This window comes from Wolinella succinogenes DSM 1740 (assembly GCF_000196135.1).
GTDB lineage: Bacteria > Campylobacterota > Campylobacteria > Campylobacterales > Helicobacteraceae > Wolinella > Wolinella succinogenes.
In genome coordinates this window covers 1-18,733 of the sequence record NC_005090.1, presented here as the reverse complement: position 1 = coordinate 18,733, position 18,733 = coordinate 1, and the positions used below count along the sequence as shown (strand labels likewise).

Genomic DNA, 18,733 nt, shown 5'->3' with positions numbered 1-18,733 from the left:
GGAAATTGATGCAAAAAGTCACCCTCAAAAAGAGCGCCCTTCCCGCCTTCAGAACCCTTCCCGCGTGGATTTATGGCTCTCAACTAGAATCACTTCCCTCCTCTTTGGAACAAGGAGAGCTAGTCCATCTCTACTCCCCCAAGCAAGAGTTTCTTGCCCTTGGTTATATCAATCCCAAAAGCCAAATCGCGCTTAGAATCCTCTCCTTCACTCAAAAAAGCTTCACTCCCGAAGAGCTCAAAAAACGCCTCCAAAAGGCGATCTTAAAGCGCGAATCACTCCTTTTAAAAACCAATGGCGCCAGACTCATCCACTCCGAATCCGATGAGCTTCCCGGACTCATCGTGGATAGCTATGCCAATCACCTAAGCCTCCAGATCAACACCGCGGGGATGGAGCGATTCCGCCCACTCATCCTAGAGAGCCTCAAAGAGCTCCTCTCGCCCCTCTCCATCATCGACAAATCTGACGAGAAGAGTCGTCAATTAGAGGGGTTAGAGAGCTCTAATGGCGTGATTTTTGGGGAGGTTCCTCAGGAGATTCTCCTCCAAGAAGAGGGGGCTCGTTTTGGAATCAACCTCCTTGAGGGTCAAAAAACAGGCTACTATCTTGATCAGCGCCAAAATCGTCTCTTGCTCGCAGAGATGGCCAAAGGGAAGCGCGTCTTGGATCTCTTTTGCAACGGAGGAGGCTTTGGGATTCATGCACTCCTCAAAGGAGCCAAAGAGGCACTCTTTATCGATAGTAGCGAGATGGCGTGCGAGCAGGTCAAAAAGAATCTCTCTTTAAACCAGCTAGAAAACAAGGGTCGAATCATCTCTGCCAATGTTTTTGATGAGCTCAAAGGATTGCGCGAAAGAGAAGAGAAGTTTGACCTTATCATCCTTGATCCCCCCTCCTTTGCCAAGACCAAAGAGCAGCAAAAGGGAGCGATGAATGGCTGGAAATACCTCATCATCGGCGCCATCAAAGTCGCTGCCCCCAAGGCTAGAATCGCGCTTTACTCCTGCTCCTATCATATGGGACTCAATGAACTCGCCCAAGTCGCCCTAGAGGCTAGCCGTGACTCCTACACGAGGCTGCAGATTCTCCAGTATCATCTCCAAGACATCGATCATCCCGCGATTCTCAATATGCCTCACTCCCTCTACCTGCGAGGAATCGTCTTTGAGGTGTTGAAGTAACAATGAAGCGGGAGTGGCAAAGGAGACTCGACTTCTTTTTGGGAGGGGAGGGCTACTCTCCTTTTGAGCGCCTGCATCATGGATTTTTGATTCTTGGGTCGCTCTTCTTCCTCTTTGCGGGAATCCAAAACCTCCTCTTTGACCTCACCCCTCTTTGGTATGCCCTAGGCATGATGAGCTTCTCTCCTCTATTTTGGTGGTTTTGGTGGCGCTCCGCTAAAAAGGGCGAGCTTCATCGCTACCTCCCTTGGGTCGCTGCCCTCATCTATCTAGCCCTCCTTTGCAACTGGTTTTTCAACGCAGGCTCCAAAGGCCCCACGCTCTTCTTCTTTTTCACTTCGATTCTTTACATTATTTTTTCAAGTCCTCCCCGCTCTCTTTTCACGAGGACATTCATCGCCCTATTGATTCTCTCTCCCGTGGTGCTCATCTCCATTGAGGCGTTTCTTCCCTCTTGGATTCTTCCCTATCCCTCTGAAGAGGAGCGCCTGCTTGACTTAATGCTGAGCTACCTTCTCACCGCCACTTTAGTAGGAATCCTCATCGCTGGAAATGTGGAGCGTTTTCGCCAAGAGATGGAGCGAGAGAAGGAATCTCAAAGGGAGATTCTTATCGAGCAGACCAAACTTGCTGAGCTGGGAAGTCTTATGGGAGCGCTCACCCACCAATGGAAACAGCCCCTTCATGCCATATCGCTGATGACCCAAACCCTAGAGGAGCTGCAAGAACATGGAGAGCTTGATGAAGAGGCGATCAGGGAGCACACCACGAGAATCTATTCCCAAATTCGCTTCATGGATGAGACGCTAGAGAACTTCCGCCACTTCTACAAGCCCTCACCCAAAGAGCGCCGCCTCTTTAGTCCTTTTGTCTCCATCAAGCGAGTGATTCACCTGCTCGATTCTTCTCTGCGTCCACGAAACCTTGAGGTGCTTTTGGAGGGGGATGAGAGGCTAGAGGTGATGGGATACCCCAATGATTTTGAGCAGGTGATTCTCAACCTGCTCAACAACGCCAAAGAGGCCTTTGAATCCCAAGGGGCTCTTAGGGGCAAGATTCTCATCAAAGAGCGTCTCACCCCCTATGGAATCGAAATCACTCTCGAAGATGACGCAGGAGGGATTGATCCTGAATTGCTTCCTGAGAAGATTTTTGAGCCCTTCACTACCACCAAGGGCGCTCAAGGGACGGGGATTGGGATGTCGCTGGCCAAAACCATCATCGAAGAGAAGATGGGGGGAAGGATCCGTGCCCAAAATCTCGCGCTTGGTGCCTGCTTCACTCTTTTGCTCCCCCTTACTCCTTGGGATATCCACACTCCAAATCCCCCTCTAGCGTGATTTTGCCGCTTCCTTTCAAAGTGCCTCTTATAGTATAATCGATTCATTGCCTTGAACAAAAGTGTTCACGCCCCTAGGGGTCGTGTTGATATTTGGAATGATTCGAGTAGGAGATTTTGCCCATGAAATTTGTAGCTTTGATTGTGATCACTTCAGGCGAACATGAGGAGAGCCTCAAAACCATCGCCAAAAATGCGGGAGCCAGAGGGGCAACCATCCTTCAAGCCAGAGGAAGCGGCTCTGAGGAGAAGAGGAGTTTCTTCTCTCTAACCTTTGAGGGGAATCAAAGCCTCATCCTCTACATTCTAGAGGAGAAGCTCTCCAAAACCATCCTCAAAACCATCCATAAAGCCACTCAAAATGACTCTATAGAGTGCGTGGCCTTCACCGCCCCCCTCACCCATATTGTCGGATTGGACCAGACCTTATTGAGAAAATTTGAAGATTCCATCAAACAAGAGAGCGATCTCTAATCCATCCCAAGGAGAATCCATGCTAGTTGAAAAAGTGATGCGCACCAATGTGACCACCATCAAGCCCTATGCCACCCTCAAAGAGGCGCTTCAGCTCATGAAGGAGAGACAACTCAAGGCGCTTGTGGTGGATAAAAACTCCCCTTCTGATGCCTATGGAATCATCACAAACACCCAAATCCTGAGAGCGATTCTAGCCGAGGAGGGGGATATTGAGCTCATCAATGTTTATGATGTCTATAAAAAGCCCGCCTTTAGCGTCTCGGCCAAAATTGATGTGAAATTTGCCGCCAAAACCATGATCGAACACAACATCAAAAGAGTGGTCGTCACTGACAACAATGAGCTCAAAGGAATCCTCTCACTCACTGACCTCACCCACTATCTCATGGGACTTGTGGAGTAGCCCTTGTGAAAGAACTTCTAAAACAATTGAAAGAACTTCTAAAACAATTCAAAAACACGCTTCTTGAATCGACCACCAATCTTATCCCCATTCTGGTGATTATTGCGGGATTCCAGCTATTGGTTTTTCAGACGATTCCAGAAAATATCCTCTCGATATCCGTAGGTTTTTTGATTGTTATTTTGGGGGTTACCTTTTTTTTGATGGGATTAGAGATTGGAATCTTCCCCCTGGGGAATCAACTCTCTAGTGAATTTTTGGAGCGAAACTCTCTTTTTTGGTTCTCTCTCTTTGGATTTGCTCTGGGCTTTGGCGCCTCCATCGCTGAGCCTGCCATCATCGCTGTGGCCTCACAGGCAGGTTCAATCACACAAGGATCACTTGACCCTCTCACCCTCAGACTCATTATCGCCACCAGCGTGGGAGCTATCACCGCCTTTGGAATCATCCGCACCCTTTTGGGATGGCCTATCGCCAAAATCATCATTTTGGGCTACGCGATCGTGCTTATGATCACCTATTTCACCCCTCCTGCGATTATCGGTTTAGCCTATGATTCAGGAGGTGTGGCAACCAATGTAGCGACCGTTCCCCTGATCGTAGCGCTAGGAATAGGAATCACCTCCGCACTTCAGGGGAGAAGCGTGCTTAAAGATGGCTTTGGATTCGTTGCGCTTGCCGCTATCACGCCCATGATTAGCATTCAGCTCTATGGAATCTTCGCCCTTGGGGATGATTTTGGCTCCCTCCCTCTGGAACCTTTGGGTGAGACTCTACAGGATGAAGCCCACTACGACCCAAGCTTCACGCTATTTGGGATTTTCATCGATATTTTTAAGACCTTTTTCAATCTTCTCCCCATCATAGCGACCATCTTATTTTTTCAATACCTCATCATTAAAAAGCCTCTTGCCAATCTCGCGGGGGTGGTTTTTGGATTCATTTTCCTTGTGATCGGGCTTTATGCTTTCATTGTAGGAATCAAGCTTGGACTCTTCCCTATAGGTGAATCCATCGCCAGCCATTTGGTGCAGATGGATAATGTCTTTTTCATCTACCTCTTTGCCTTTTTGATCGGTTTTGGCACCACCATGGCCGAGCCAGCCCTCATCGCCGTCATCAAGCAAGCGGATAAAATGTCCTCCACGAGGCTCAATGTCATGTTGATTCGGCTGCTGGTGGCACTGGGTGTGGGGATAGGAATCTTAATAGGTGCCTACAAGATTGTCCATGGCTATAATATTTGGCTCCTTCTCACCCTCTTCTACTCGTTGGTGATTCTCCTTGCGCTCTTCGCACCTCAAGAGATTGTGGCCTTTGCCTTTGACCTGGGGGGAGTCACCACCTCTGAGATCACCGTCCCGATTGTGACGGCCTTTGGGATATTCCTCGCCACCCACATTGAGGGAAGAGACGCCCTCATGGATGGGTTTGGGCTGATTGCTTTTGCCTCCATTTTTCCCATGATCACCGTGATGGGCTATAGTCTCTTGGCTCTGAAGATCAAAAAGCCCAAAGGCTCATGATCCTTCTCTAGCCAAAGTCACAGGGAAGGTGTAGGAGAAGACGCTTCCATGTCCAACATGGGAGCGCACGCTGATGATGATTCCATACTTTTCACAGATATTCTTCACGATCGAAAGCCCGATTCCAAAGCCTCCTCGAATATTATCCCCTCGATAGTAGCGGCCAAAAATGGCATGGGTGTCCTTGATCCCGATTCCCTCATCCTCCACCTCCAAGACCACGCGTTTTTTCTCTTGATCAAGATAGTAGAGACGCGTTTTGATGCTCTTTTTGGGATTGGTGTATTTGAGGGCATTGGAGAAGGTATTGTCTAAGATTCTCTGGAGCTCCATGCGGTTGATTTCCACCCAAACCCCCTCTTGAATCTGTCGCTCAAAGGAGATCTCCTTGGTCTGGGCAATATCAGAAAAGTAGTCGATTCGCTCGTGTAAAAAATCCGAGAGCGCCGTGCAGGCGGGGAGGTATTCGATGTGCTGATTCTTGATAAAATACTCAATATCCTCAAAGAGCGTCACTAGCACTTTCAATGCCGCATTGGCACGATCAAAACCCTTGTGACTGCCTAGCTTTTCTCGAAGAATCTCTAGATTGAGCTGGATGATTCCTAGGGGGGTTTTGAGCTCATGCATCGCGTCCTTAAAAAAGGTGTCCATGTAGCGATTCGCCTTCTCAAAAGGCTCAATGGAGCGGCGCAATATCCAAAATGAGCTCACAAAGATGAGCACCAGCACCACCCCAAGAAGCATCAAAAAATCGATGAGGACGACATTGTAGGAGAAGTTTTTAGAGACGATGAGATACCTAGCACCCAAAGGATTCTCCTCTAGGGTCGTCTTGTAAAAGAGCTGGTTATGAAAGTGGACAAACTCCTCCTCCACCATCGCTGGAATAAAATCCACGAGGGAGAAGATGGCGTGATCGTGCTCATCTAGAATCGCCGAGCCAAAGAGGAGCGAGCGCGGATAGACGAAGTTGACCGTCCCCTCTTTGATGGAGTAGAACTTCTGTTTGAGGGCGAAGGATTGGTCAATCAGCTCCTGCCGCTGGGTGAATTCAGTGTGTTTGATCGCGAGAGAGGCGTAGAAAAAGAGGGGGATCGAGACGATGAGAATCACCACCACGCTAAAGAGCAGGGCAAACTTGAAAGCGACGTTACTACTCTTTTGCAATCTTATATCCCACGCCACGCTGACTCTGGATAAACTCCTTGGAGGTTTTGGAACGAATCTTTTTGATCACCATACGAATGTCATTATCTCCGACCTCTTTCCCCTCCCAAGCATACTCCCTGATTGTATCCACATCCATAAAGGTGTCGAGATTCTTCACTAGCAGTCCAATGACCCTCCGCTCCTTGTCGCTTAGGGCGATTTCATGATCTTCGTGGCGCAAGATTCCTGAATTGATCTCAAAAATAAAACCACAGGGAAGCTGGACTTGAGGGGAGACGCTGTGAAAATGGTAGCTCCGAATCGCCTCCTCCACGCGATATTTGAGCTCTTTAAGAGAAAAAGGCTTGCGAATGTAGTCATTGCATCCGAGCTCATAGCCTAGGCTTAGGTTGTTCACATCCGTGAGCGAAGTGATGAAGATCACGGGCACTTTGAGCCCATAAGAGCGCACCTCTTTGACGATTCCATAGCCATCGATTCCCGGCACTCTAATGTCTAAAAGCAAAAGATCATAGGAGTTATGAAAAGCCGCTTCCAGCGCCTCATCACCACTTAAAAAATCATCCACCTCATAGCCTAGAGAGAGGAGTAGCTCCTTGATCGATTCTTTGTAATTGTAATCATCTTCCAAAAGCAATATCTTCATTGGATGGTGATTCCTTTGGGGGGATTTTCGGAGGGTTGCATAGGCCTATAGAGCCGCTTCTCCTCGCGCCGCTCCTCTTTGAGTCGTTCAAAAGCATAGAGGATACTTGGCTCATTGATCAGCTTACGATCAAAAAAGACCCCAATATAACCTAACTTTTCGCCATCAAAGCTGAAAAAGGGAGAGAATCCAAAGACAAAATCATCCGTCTCAATGTAGCCCTTTTTGAGCACACTAGGGGTGAGTTTACCTCTTAGTTTTTCTATACAGGTCTGCTCACAAGAACTATTGGCCAGAACAAAGCCATCGATTCTTGGATCGGCGATCATTCGTGTTGCCACGCCTAGGTGACGCCCCTCCATGAGAATGAAAAAGTTAATTCCCTTTTGGGAAAGGCGCCTAGAGACCCGATCAAAACCAAAGTGTACCTCCGCAGAGCCAAGATACTCACCCTCTTGCATCACGGGAGAGATCGCTTTGATATTCATTCTCTGTCCAAGCTCAATAGAAGCCAGCGGCTGGAGCGTCTCTTTCACCTTCACAAGACCTTTGCGAAAGGGGGAGAGCTCAATTCCAAAAGAGTTGAAGTCCCAGCTTCGCACATAGACCCGCAAATCTTTTGTATGGAGGTGGATATCAAGCTCCTTGTAGTCTGCCCCTTTTTTGAGCCGTGCGATCTGCTCTGTGATCTCTTTATAGAGCAACTCTCGATCATCTTTGATGAATCCCTCTTTGATTCTCTCCCGATCCGCGATCACAATCGCCAAGGAGAGAGCCGTTTGAATCTCGCTATCAAGATTCTCTTTCGCAATCTCTAGGGCGATCTCAATCTTTTTTTCGATCTCTTCGGAGTAGATCGCCTGATTCACTTTGAGAATCAAAAAGAAGATTCCGCCTGCCATCAAACAGAAGAAAACGCCTAAAATTAGATAGATTCTGAACCCTTTAATGGCCAATCCTTTTTCCATGGTGGAATCAATTATAGACCAAAAAGCACCAATTGACGATAAATTGACTTTGTTTATCTACAATCTCCTCGGACCTAATCTGATTGTGAAGGAGAAGAGGATGGTTAGAGGAGCTTTAGCAGGAATGCTAGCCCTAGGTTGCCTAACAACCAGCACCTTAGCTTTTGAGCGTTGGACGCTTGAGGCTAGAGGCAAGAGTGGGTATGACGCTCCTAAACTGGAGTGGGTGGAAGGAAAAACGATCAACGAGATCAAGAATCCAACCATTCAATACGCTCTACCCAAATTTGAGGGAGATGTTTTTTGGGATACGATCAATGCCAAACCTGTCGTTCCTGATAGCATCTATGGAGAATTCGTCCAGTATGGCTATGAGCTGTTCGTGAACACTCAAGCAGTGATTGGGCCTGAAGTAGCCGATCCAAACATGCGCTACTCAGGAAATAACCTCTCCTGTAATAGCTGTCACTTGGGAGCAGGGACCGCCAAATACGCGGCTCCTTTAGTGGATAACCACGCGAATTTCCCCCAGTATCGAAATAGAGAAAACTCTCTAGGCACCATGGCCGCTAGAGTCAATGGCTGTATGCAAAGAAGCATGAACGGTTATCCTTTGCCTGCAGAGGGCAAAGAGATGAAGGCCTTTTTGGCTTACATTCATTGGCTAGGCCAAGGAATCCCTGTCGGGGCCAAGATCGAGGGACGAAGCCTCAAGACAGTGGATCGCAAGATGGTTCAACAAAATGCTGCCGATGTCAAAAATGGCGCAGAAGTCTATGCAAGAGATTGTGCCTCTTGTCATGGAGCTGAGGGTGAAGGGCTCAGACGAGAGAGCAAAGATGGAAAGCCCGCAGGGTATGAGTTCCCTCCCCTATGGGGAAGTGATGACACTTACAACACTGGAGCGGGAATGTATCGAACGCTCAAAGCGGCCGATTTCATCAAGAGCACCATGCCTAAGGGAGCTCCCACTTTGAGTGATAAAGATGCCTATGATGTGGCTGCATTCATCAATGACTATAGCCACTATCGCACCGTGAAGCTCAATCGTCAGAATGACTTCGTGGATCCTAAAGTCCGCGTTCCTGATCATGACCAGCCAGGACCCTATGGACCTGAGGGGAGCTATATTTTCCCTGATGAGGGCAAGACCCAAATGGATTATAAGGTGGGTCCCTACAAGGGAATCATCAAACAAAAACCCGCCGCGAAGTGAAAGGAGCCAATATGAAGAAGATGAAACTATTCATGGGAATCGTAGCGGCTTCCTTGGCGCTAGCAGGGTGTAGCGCCAAGTATAGTGCAGGAGAGATCATGCAATCTCCTGCACTAAGTGGCAAAGCAACCCAAGCAGGAAAGCTAAAAGGTCAAGCCACTGCCCTAAAGGTGGAGCAGAGGGGAGAGAAATTGCTTGTCTCCTTCCCTGAGCTTAAAAACCACATGGGCAAAGATCTCTCTCCTTCCCCTTGTGAGAGCGAATTCTCCTACAAGGGGAGTTACGAAAATAGCGCGGATGGCACTAAAGCCGCCGTCTATTTTGGTTCTTGGCCAAGTGCCAATAACAACTGCGCGCTCTATGTTGAGCGACGAAGCGCACACTACTCTAATGAAGCATCGCCCCGCTATGTGATCCTAGAGAAGACCTCTGAGGGAGTGCAGTTCCTCATGTCTTGGGATTCGCTTGGTCGGGAGCCCATCGTAAGGGGGCTCCTAAGGTAAGATTGCTCTCATAGTAACCCCAAACGCATAATTTTCCTCCTTGTGTAGTTTCCCTGAGAACTCCCCCTTCTCAGGGAAGAGTTCCCCTATTTGCTTGGTAAAAACCTCTTTTTCTAATATAATCTTAACCCATACTCTCCATCATGATCCAAGGAGCTTAGAATGCTTTCATCCAAATTTCCTCTACTGGTCGCAACCGATCTCTCTCCTACGGGAAAAGTCGTCTTGGAGAAGGCGTTCAAACTAGCCAAGAGATACCACAAACCCCTTTTTATCCTCCATGTGAGCGAAACAACCCTCTTTGCCCCTAAAATCATCGAGCTCACACAAATCGAAGCCAATCTTTGCAAGCTTTTAGAGCCCTTTTACGCTCGCTATCCAGAAGTCAAAGCCACACTTCTATGCCGTCAAGGAGGAATCGAGGAATCGATTATCTCGGCGATTAAAGAGACGCAAGCCTCCCTACTTCTTATTGGGACTTCGGGTGAGGATAACCTATTGCGAGAGTTTTTCCTCGGAAGCCACTGCCGAAAAATCATCCGCTCTTCAACCATTCCTGTTTTGGTGGTGAAAAACGAAGAGGAGAGCGATTACTCCAAAATTTTTATTCCCACCGATTTTTCACCCTCGAGCCAGAAGATGGCGAATCTGACACTCCACCTCTTTCCCCATGCCTATATTTCGCTCTTTCATGTCATTCTTAAGCCTTTTGAACAGCGTCTTGGGATGTATGGATTGGACAAGGATGAGATTCTTCGCTACCACAAAGATATCGACAACCAAAGCGCCAGTGAAGCCGACCATTTCATCGAAAAGCTTAAACTTCCCTCGGGAAAACACCGCATCAAGCTCCTCATGGAAACGGGAGTCTTCAGCGCTAAACTCTGCCTCCAAAAGGTCAAAGAGGCTCAAAGCGATCTCATTGCGCTGAACACCACAGGAAATATCAGTTTCTTCTCCATGGATATTTTGAATCAAAGCCCCAAGGATGTGCTCATTTTCAAAACCGATTCGGAGTGAGGAAATCACTCCTTGGGTGAGCTTTAGAGGCACCCCTTAAAATAAACTTTATTTTTATCCGCTACAATGAAACTAGCTTAAAAAAATTTAAGGAGTTTCATGAAGATACGCGCGACCCTCAACCCCCCTGTATTTTTTTCATCCATTCTGCTCATCTTCGGCTTTGTCCTCTTTGGGGCTCTGATGCCCCAGAGGGCTAACACCCTTTTCTCAATGATTCAAAAGGGAATCATTGAGAAACTGGGGTGGTTTTATATCCTCTCCGTGGCTCTCTTCTTGATTTTTGTCCTCTATCTAGCCATCAGCCGTCATGGCGATGTGAAGCTTGGGGCGGATCATTCTGAGCCTGAATTTAGTTACAAGTCTTGGTTTGCGATGCTCTTTTCGGCGGGCATGGGAATTGGTCTCATGTATTTTGGAGTTGCAGAACCTGTGATGCACTTCCTCTCTCCTCCAAAAATGGAGGGTGGCACGGTCGAAGCAGCCAAAGAGGCGATGAAAATCACCTTTTTTCATTGGGGAATCCACGCTTGGGCAATCTATGCACTCGTCGCTCTAGCCCTTGCCTACTTCAGCTTTCGCCATCAGCTCCCCTTTACGATTCGCTCAGCTTTTTATCCCCTCATTGGAGAGAGAATTAAAGGGCGTTTGGGTGATGCAATCGATACTTTTGCTGTTATAAGCACGATGTTTGGAGTCGCCACCTCTTTAGGCTTTGGTGTCTTACAGGTCAACAGTGGGCTTAGCTACCTTTTTGAGATTCCCAATACGATTTGGACACAGATTCTTCTCATCGCTTTCATCACCTCTTTGGCGACCATCTCTGTGGTTTTGGGCTTAAGCGGAGGAATCAAGCGCCTAAGCGAACTCAATCTTTTCCTCGCCATCGCCCTGATGCTCTTTGTGCTGCTCGCTGGTCCCACGCTTTTTATCATTCAGACTTTTGTCCAAAATATCGGTGCCTATTTGAGTGACCTCACCTATAAAACCTTCAATCTCCACGCCTATGAGCCTACGGGTTGGATTGGAGGCTGGACAATCTTCTACTGGGCTTGGTGGATCGCTTGGTCGCCTTTTGTGGGGATGTTCATCGCTAGGATTTCCAAAGGACGAACCATCCGAGAATTTGTCATCGGTGTGCTCATGGTACCTGTGGGCTTCACTTTTCTCTGGCTCACCGTCTTTGGCGATAGCGCCATTTTCCTCATCTTGAAAGAGAATCTCACCTCTTTGGGGAGCGCTGTGCAGGCTGATAGCACCACTGCACTATTTAAATTCCTCGAATCGCTTCCCTTCTCTTTCATCACCTCTTTGTTAGCGACCATTCTCATCATCACCTTTTTTGTCACCTCATCGGATTCAGGCTCCCTTGTCATTGATATGCTCACCTCAGGAGGAATCAAAGAGACCCCCCTATGGCAAAGAATCTTTTGGTCTAGCTCTGAGGGATTTGTCGCGGCGGCTCTTCTTCTTGCAGGGGGTTTGGGGGCGCTCCAGACCGCTTCTATCATCTTTGCACTCCCTTTTTCGATCATCATGCTATTTATGGCTTATGGGATGCACAAAGCCCTCCGAATCGAAGCAATTAAAAAAGAGGCTCTCAAAGTCCAAGGAGCCATCACCTTCTCCCCTTCTTATTCTCCGATTCCTTGGCAAAAAAGACTCAAAAATCTTATCTCTCGCCACAAAAAGAGTGCCATTACACTTTTCATCCAAGAGAGAGTTTTTGAGGCTATCACTGCCGTATCGCAGGAGTTAGAGAGGGAAGGGGTTTTATCTAAAGTAAAAAAAGGGGAGGGGAGCATCTCCCTAGAGGTGCTTCATGGCGAAGAGATTGACTTTCTTTATGAGGTGAGGAATCGAGGATACACCTCCACCACCTTTATCATGAGCAGTGAGAGCGAGGATGAGATCTATCAATACCATCGCGCCGAAGTCTTCCTTAAAGAGGGAAGTCAAGGCTATGACCTCATGGGCTACTCTAAAGAGCAGATCATCGCTGATATTCTCAACCAGTATCGGCGACATATGCAGTTTTTGCACCTACTCCGCTAGGAGTTAGTAGTGTTTAGAGAGGCTCGCTCCGACTAAGCAGTCGCGCAGAATATCGGGTTTTTTGAGGGTGAGATTCACTTCGGTGAGCTCCTCAAAGCTCTCTTTGAGCTCTCGATGAAGACTCACAAGTGCCTCTTCTAAGAGTCCAAATCGCTCGCTGATGAGGTGTTGAGTGATGAGCTCCTTGATGGCGACATAATCGAGATAGTTCCCTGCAAACACATAGGAAAAAGAGCCATCCACGAGAATCGTCTGGGCTTTTTCTCTCTCCTCGGGCAAGATTCCAATGATCGCCTCCACTTTGAGATGCTCAATAAGAAGTGTCAAACCACCCTCCCCTCTTTGCCCTGAAAAAGGCGAACGAGATTAGGGATATGTTTGTAAAAAATGACAAAAGCGATGATTAAAAGCGGCGCGTGAGTTCCTATCTCTGGAATCTCAGGGTGAATCAAAAAGCTTGAGATTAAAAGCGCGCCAAGCCCTAATAAAGAGGAGAGAGAGGAGATCTTCAGAGTCTTACCCACAACCAGCCAAACGACCAAGCCAATCGCTGCCTCTAAGGGTAACATCACCGCCATCACTCCTAGGCCTGTGGCGACTCCCTTGCCCCCTTCGAGCTTCAAATAAGGACTAAAGCAATGTCCCACCACCGCCAAAACCGCAATCGCCCATTGAGTCTCTACACTCATTCCAGCCATCTTGGCCACAAGAATCACCAAGGCGCCCTTGAGTGCGTCCAAAAGCATCGTGAGTGCCGCCATCATTTTGGCTTTTTTCGGGTCTCTCTCTTTGAGGGCTCTTAGCACATTGGTCGCACCAATACTTCCACTCCCCACCTCTTGAAGGTTGATATTGTAGAAAAATCGACTCAAAAGATAGCCAAAGGGAATCCCGCCGATAAAATAGGCTAGAAGATAGAAGTGGATATTGGGATTACTAATAAAACTCATAAAAAACCTCTAATTTTTCTTGCTATCAATTTCGATGATGGTGTGCACATTTCCTCTAGGATTGAAATCCATCTTGAGGTAGAGCTCCTTGGGAGAGAGTTTTTTGTAGAGAAGATCATAAATCTCATTCGCGCTATCTTCGTGACTCACATGGCGATCACGAAAAGAGTTGATATAGAGTTTAATCGCTTTGAGCTCAACCACTAAAGAGGAGGGAACATACTCAATATAGACGGTCGCATAATCAGGGTAGCCGCTCCTTGGGCAGAGGCAAGAGAATTCTGGGAGCGTGATTTTGATCGTATAGTGACGATCGTTTCGGTTAGGCCAAACCTCAATCTCTTCGGGATTAAAGTTTTTGACCTCCATTTCACCATATCGCATCTTCCCCTCCTTACACATCTAGGTGTTTCACGTCTTTGGCGTGATCTTGAATGTAGGCGCGGCGCGGCTCCACCTCATCTCCCATAAAGAGAGAGAATACATCGCTTGCTTCCATGTCATCAGTGATCTGCACCTTGAGTAATCGGCGATTCTCTGGTGTCATGGTCGTCTCCCAAAGTTGCTCAGGGTTCATCTCTCCTAGACCTTTATAGCGCTGAATATAAGCACCTTTTTTGGCACTCTCTTCAATCTCTTCAAGAATCGTGAGAATATCTTTTTCGCCCAAAAAGCTTAAATCCCTCTCCAGAATAAGATTATGAACATAATAGGCCTCTTCAAAAAGAGGATGAGTGAAGAGAGAATCATCAATTACCAAATCCACCAATCCCTCGTGTGTCTGTACATAGAGATGGATTTTTTCCTCTTCCACGCGCTTATTAAGGATGTTATAGCCTTTTTGTTGGACAAACTCCTCTAGCTTAATATAGAGCTCACTCATGGGCAAAGAGATCAAATCTCGATGCTCGATCATATATTTCACTACATCAATCATCGCAAAGCGCTTCTCTAACTCTTTTAAAGTGAGGCGATAGTGAGAGGCGAATCGAAGAATCTCTAAAAGATCGGGTGTACCAACCCCTTCAAAAGCGAAATTTTCAATTCCATTTTCGATGAGGTATTCGCTCAACGCCTTCTCATCTCGTAGATAGATCTCTTTTTTCCCTTTTTTGAATCGATAGAGAGGAGGCTGGGCAATATAGAGATAGCCCGCTTCAATCACAGGTTTGAGATAGCGGAAGAAGAAGGTGAGGAGGAGGGTTTGAATATGGCTCCCATCGACATCCGCATCGGTCATGATGATGATTTTTTGGTAACGAATACGATTGATATCAAACTCCTCACCGATTCCACAACCAAGGGCGGTGATCATGTTTTTAATCTCATCACTTTTGAGAATCTTATCCAAGCGGCTCTTCTCTACATTGAGAATCTTTCCTTTAAGGGGAAGAATTGCCTGAAAGACTCGATCTCGCCCCTGCTTGGCCGAACCGCCCGCACTATCACCCTCCACTAGGTAGAGCTCAGAGATAGAAGGATCTTTGCTTTGGCAATCCGCCAATTTTCCAGGGAGCGTCCCCACCATAAGAGAATCTTTTTTCCTTGTAAGCTCTCTAGCCTTTTTGGCCGCTTCTCTTCCGCGTGCAGCCATAAGGGCTTTTTGCATGATCGCTTTGGCATCATTAGGATTCTCTTCAAAGAATTTGGCAATTTTTTCATAGGTCAATTTCTGCACGATGGGTTTAACAAAAGAGCTTCCGAGCTTACCCTTGGTTTGACCCTCAAATTGAGGTTCCATCACCTTGACTGAAACGATTGCCACAAGACCCTCACGAACATCATCACCCGTGATTTTGTTATCTTTCTCTCTGGCATTGGCATTGGCATCAATGTAGCTCGTGATCGCACGAGAAAGACCCGCTCTGAAACCTGCCTCGTGAGTTCCGCCCTCAGGGGTTTTAATGTTATTCACGAAGCTTAAGACCTTCTCATCATAGCCATCGTTATAGGCAAGGGCAATCTCTACCTCAGTGTCGCTCTCATTATCAGAAAAGCTGAAAACTTGGGAGACGAGGACCTTCTTATTGAGGTGTTCGACAAATTGACGCAAACCTCCCTCAAAGTGATAACTCTCGTTAAAATTATCGCGCTCATCTTTGAAGTGAATCGTGATATTTCGGTTGAGATAGGCGAGCTCTTTAAAACGTCTAGCCAACACTTCTCTATCAAAAACCGTGACTTCAAAAATCTCATCATCAGGGATAAATTCAATGGTGGTTCCATTTTTTTTGCTTGTGCCAATGATGTCCAAGCCCGTCTTGGGAATCCCGCATGAGAACTCTTGAGTGTAAACATTTCCGTTTTTACGGATGGTCATAACCAATTTTTTAGAGAGGGCGTTGACGACAGAAACCCCAACCCCATGAAGTCCACCTGAGACTTTATAGGAATCTTTGTCAAACTTTCCTCCCGCGTGAAGAACGGTGAGAACAACCGTGGCAGCAGGGAGATTTTCGGTGGGGTGCATATCCACAGGAATCCCTCGTCCATTATCCTCGATAATAGCACTTCCCTCTTTGGTAAGCGTGATAGAGATGGTGTTACAGTGACCCGCCATCGCCTCATCGATAGAGTTGTCCACCACTTCATAGATAAGATGGTGAAGACCATTGACATTGGTGTCACCAATATACATTCCAGGGCGTTTTCTGACGGCTTCAAGACCTTTGAGAACTTTGATATTGTCGGCGCTGTATTGTTGATTTTGCATTCGGTGCTTTCCTAAAAATTTACATTACGATGGGCATGATGACCGTGGAGAAATTCTCACTTTTGAGAATAAAGGGAGTGTTGGATTCGTTGATTCCTATCTTGAACTCGCTTGTATCGATTTGTCCTAGATAATCTAGAAGATATTTGGAGTTGATTCCAAGGGTGAGCTCTTTTGTGATTCCTGTCTCCACTTCAACTTGAGTTTTGGCCTCGCTATTCTCCTCACTTAAAGATTCAAAGAGAATCTCCTCTTTTGTAAAAGTCACCTTGATGTCATTGCTAAGGGAGTTGATGAGTTTAATCGCTTCAATGATCTTCTCTTTAGGAAGGGTCATATTGTGGGTGGTCTCTTTGGGGATGATTCGCTCATAGTCGGGATATTTTCCGCTGATGAGTTTGGTGAAAAAGAGATAGTTTTTGGATTTTAGAATCAAGTGTGTCTCACTGTAATGAAGCTCAACCTCTTCAAAAAAGAGCTTTTGAATCTCCACAATTGCCTTTTTAGGAACAATAAGGGCAAGCTTGTTGATGGAGGGATTCTCATACTTAATTACGGCGAGTCTTCGAGTGTCCGTGGCAACAAAGTTGAAAGAGTATTCTTTGATGTCTAAAAGGGCGCCATTGAGCTCAAATTTAGGGTTGTTGTTATCAATAGCGGGAAGAATCTTCTTCATGGACTGAACCAGATGCATGGAGTTGATCTCAATTTTTGGAAGCTCTTCGTAGCTTGGGAATGAGGGAAACTCTTCAGCATTAAACATCGGGAGTTTGAAGCTGCTTTTCTCTTGCTTGATGTGAAGATACTCCTCTTGGCTTTGAAGAGTGATCTCGCCCTCTTTGAGTCTTCGGACAATGTCTAAAATCTTTTTTCCATTGACGGTGGCGATTCCCTCTTTTTGAATTTGGACGCTCTCTGTTTTGGCTAAAAGTCCAATCTCATAGTCTGTAGCCTGAAAGGTGAGCTCACTGCCCTGGGCTTTAAAATAGACGTGAGAGGTGATTTGGCTGGCGTCTTTTTTTTCGAGGAAAGGCTGGAGATTCGTGAGGATATTCTCTAGGCTACTCTTAGGAATGACGATGTTCATGACAGACCCCTTAGATTTAAAATAATTTTAGTAACAGTAGTAGTGGACAGTGAGTTGGTGAAAAGTGCCTTTTGATTCCGATGGATAGGGAATCTCAAAGGGGAATTAATCCAATGGATTTTTTCACTTTTATTCACACCCATTGTAGCAAAGTTGAGCTTAGTTCCTTGATTTGATCTTGTTTTTTAGCTCTTCAATGACCATTTTGAAGTTCGCATCCTCTTCAATTTCTGTTTTAACCGTTTTCATTGCCTTGCTCACGGAGCTGTGATCTTTCATCCCAAAGAATTGAGCGAGCGAGGGCATAGAGTTGGGTGTGAGGGTTCGCGCAAGAAAGATAACGATTCTTCTAGCGTTGGCGATATTTTTACTTCGCCCTTTGCTTTTGATTTCGGCGGGTTTGACATTGAGCTCTTTAGAGACCACCTCAATGATATTTTCCAAAGTGATATTTTCACGCTCCTCTTTAATCTGCTCTTTGAGGACATTTTTAGCAAATTGAAGAGTGATCTCTTGATTCATCAAGTTGGCGTAGGCGTTGAGTTTGATGATGATTCCCTCAATCTCACGGATATTGTTGTCCATGTTGGTGGCAATATAGCTGATGATCTCGTTGCTTAGGTATATTCCATCAAATTCGCACTTTTTCTTAATAATGTTGATCTTAGTCTCTAACTCTGGGGGTTGAATATCTGAGACCATTCCCCATTCAAAACGACTTTTGAGCCTCTCTTCTAGTCCTGCGATCTGTTTGGGAGTCTTATCTGAGGTGAGGACAATCTGTTTGTTTTTATTATGGAGCTCATTAAAGGTGTGAAAAAACTCCTCTTGGATTTGGGGTTTTCCGCCAAAAAATTGAACATCATCAATAAGAAGATAGTCGCAAGCACGATATTTATCACGGAATCGATCCATGGTGTTGTTGCGAATATGATAGAGATAATCATTAAGGAACTGCTCACTGGTGACATAGATGACGCTTTTTCCCTTGGCAACATTATAGTTTCCAATCGAGTTGAGTAGGTGTGTTTTTCCTAGACCCGTGCCGCCGTAAATAAGAAGGGGATTATAGGCGATTCCCTGTTTTTTAGCGACATTTTGCGAGACCTCATAGGCGAATCGATTCGAATTTCCGACCACAAAAGAATCGAATGTGAAAGATGGGTTTAAGATGGTGCTTTTTTGGCCTTTGCTAACTCCCGCTTTGGGGGAAGAACTTTTCACATCTTTCTTTAAAGAACCAAGGCGAATCTCTATTTTAGGGCGGATTCCTGTGCTTAGCTCAAAGAGATGGGCGAGTCGCTCACCATATTTGGTTTTGACCCAGTTAGCGATAAATTGATTGGGGGCAATATAGACCGCTAAGTCCGTGCGTGAGGCTTCTTCATCATATCGAAGCTGCTTAATATAGCGCTCATATTCAAGCGTTGAGATTTCGTCTTTAAGTTGTTTTAATGTAGTATCGCCTAGCAA

At 46.4% G+C, this 18,733-nt stretch carries 18 protein-coding genes; 9 read left to right on the top strand and 9 right to left on the bottom strand.

The window, feature by feature from the left end:
- The first annotated feature begins 8 nt into the window (after positions 1-8).
- The 5 genes from WS_RS00090 (at position 9) to WS_RS00070 (ending at position 4,929) form a co-directional block, all read left to right on the top strand.
- The gene (locus WS_RS00090; RefSeq protein WP_011137991.1) at positions 9-1,184 is read left to right on the top strand and encodes a class I SAM-dependent rRNA methyltransferase; all 1,176 of its coding nucleotides are present in this window, start codon (positions 9-11) and stop codon (positions 1,182-1,184) included.
- A 2-nt stretch (positions 1,185-1,186) separates the two neighbouring features.
- Positions 1,187-2,524: a sensor histidine kinase gene (locus WS_RS00085; protein ID WP_011137990.1), complete on the top strand. Its 1,338-nt coding sequence runs from the start codon at positions 1,187-1,189 to the stop codon at positions 2,522-2,524.
- A 122-nt stretch (positions 2,525-2,646) separates the two neighbouring features.
- Complete coding sequence (locus WS_RS00080; protein WP_011137989.1) at positions 2,647-2,997, top strand: P-II family nitrogen regulator; 351 nt, start codon at positions 2,647-2,649, stop codon at positions 2,995-2,997.
- Between the two features lie 19 nt (positions 2,998-3,016).
- The gene (locus WS_RS00075) at positions 3,017-3,403 is read left to right on the top strand and encodes a CBS domain-containing protein (protein ID WP_011137988.1); all 387 of its coding nucleotides are present in this window, start codon (positions 3,017-3,019) and stop codon (positions 3,401-3,403) included.
- A gap of 26 nt (positions 3,404-3,429) precedes the next feature.
- Positions 3,430-4,929 carry a DUF1538 domain-containing protein gene (locus WS_RS00070; RefSeq protein ID WP_041571931.1) on the top strand — a complete coding sequence of 500 codons (1,500 nt, stop codon included), beginning with the start codon at positions 3,430-3,432 and terminating at the stop codon, positions 4,927-4,929.
- On the opposite strand, the gene WS_RS00065 is transcribed toward WS_RS00070, so the two are convergent.
- The 3 genes from WS_RS00065 to WS_RS00055 are packed head-to-tail and all read right to left on the bottom strand — an operon-like array spanning position 4,924 to position 7,716.
- The gene (locus WS_RS00065) at positions 4,924-6,099 is read right to left on the bottom strand and encodes a sensor histidine kinase (protein WP_011137986.1); all 1,176 of its coding nucleotides are present in this window, start codon (positions 6,097-6,099) and stop codon (positions 4,924-4,926) included. The two genes, WS_RS00070 and WS_RS00065, sit on opposite strands and share 6 nt — an antisense overlap.
- The gene (locus tag WS_RS00060) at positions 6,086-6,748 is read right to left on the bottom strand and encodes a response regulator transcription factor (protein WP_011137985.1); all 663 of its coding nucleotides are present in this window, start codon (positions 6,746-6,748) and stop codon (positions 6,086-6,088) included. The genes WS_RS00065 and WS_RS00060 overlap by 14 nt, the downstream gene beginning before the upstream one ends.
- The gene (locus WS_RS00055) at positions 6,745-7,716 is read right to left on the bottom strand and encodes a cache domain-containing protein (RefSeq protein ID WP_081454320.1); all 972 of its coding nucleotides are present in this window, start codon (positions 7,714-7,716) and stop codon (positions 6,745-6,747) included. Before WS_RS00055 ends, WS_RS00060 begins: the two co-directional genes overlap by 4 nt.
- 100 nt (positions 7,717-7,816) lie before the next feature.
- On the opposite strand from WS_RS00055, the gene WS_RS00050 reads away from it, so the two are divergent.
- From WS_RS00050 to WS_RS00035, 4 genes are all read left to right on the top strand, one after another.
- Positions 7,817-8,932 carry a c-type cytochrome gene (locus tag WS_RS00050; protein WP_011137983.1) on the top strand — a complete coding sequence of 372 codons (1,116 nt, stop codon included), beginning with the start codon at positions 7,817-7,819 and terminating at the stop codon, positions 8,930-8,932.
- 11 nt (positions 8,933-8,943) lie between these two features.
- Complete coding sequence (locus tag WS_RS00045) at positions 8,944-9,435, top strand: hypothetical protein (protein WP_011137982.1); 492 nt, start codon at positions 8,944-8,946, stop codon at positions 9,433-9,435.
- A 162-nt stretch (positions 9,436-9,597) separates the two neighbouring features.
- Positions 9,598-10,455 carry a universal stress protein gene (locus WS_RS00040; protein ID WP_011137981.1) on the top strand — a complete coding sequence of 286 codons (858 nt, stop codon included), beginning with the start codon at positions 9,598-9,600 and terminating at the stop codon, positions 10,453-10,455.
- A 99-nt stretch (positions 10,456-10,554) separates the two neighbouring features.
- Positions 10,555-12,510, top strand: coding sequence for a BCCT family transporter (locus tag WS_RS00035; protein ID WP_011137980.1), 1,956 nt, complete (start codon positions 10,555-10,557; stop codon positions 12,508-12,510).
- A gap of 3 nt (positions 12,511-12,513) precedes the next feature.
- Here the strand turns inward: WS_RS00035 and WS_RS00030 are convergent, their stop codons facing one another.
- The 6 genes from WS_RS00030 to dnaA form a co-directional block, all read right to left on the bottom strand.
- Entirely contained in the window at positions 12,514-12,837 is a 324-nt protein-coding gene (locus WS_RS00030; RefSeq protein WP_011137979.1) for a dihydroneopterin aldolase, read from the bottom strand.
- Entirely contained in the window at positions 12,834-13,460 is a 627-nt protein-coding gene (gene plsY, locus WS_RS00025; protein ID WP_011137978.1) for a glycerol-3-phosphate 1-O-acyltransferase PlsY, read from the bottom strand. The genes WS_RS00030 and plsY overlap by 4 nt, the downstream gene beginning before the upstream one ends.
- Positions 13,461-13,469: 9 nt before the next feature.
- Positions 13,470-13,844: a preQ(1) synthase gene (gene queF, locus WS_RS00020; protein ID WP_011137977.1), complete on the bottom strand. Its 375-nt coding sequence runs from the start codon at positions 13,842-13,844 to the stop codon at positions 13,470-13,472.
- Between the two features lie 10 nt (positions 13,845-13,854).
- Entirely contained in the window at positions 13,855-16,173 is a 2,319-nt protein-coding gene (gene gyrB / locus WS_RS00015) for a DNA topoisomerase (ATP-hydrolyzing) subunit B (protein WP_011137976.1), read from the bottom strand.
- A 19-nt stretch (positions 16,174-16,192) separates the two neighbouring features.
- Positions 16,193-17,260 carry a DNA polymerase III subunit beta gene (dnaN, locus tag WS_RS00010; RefSeq protein WP_011137975.1) on the bottom strand — a complete coding sequence of 356 codons (1,068 nt, stop codon included), beginning with the start codon at positions 17,258-17,260 and terminating at the stop codon, positions 16,193-16,195.
- 159 nt (positions 17,261-17,419) lie between these two features.
- Positions 17,420-18,733, bottom strand: coding sequence for a chromosomal replication initiator protein DnaA (gene dnaA, locus WS_RS00005; protein ID WP_011137974.1), 1,314 nt, complete (start codon positions 18,731-18,733; stop codon positions 17,420-17,422).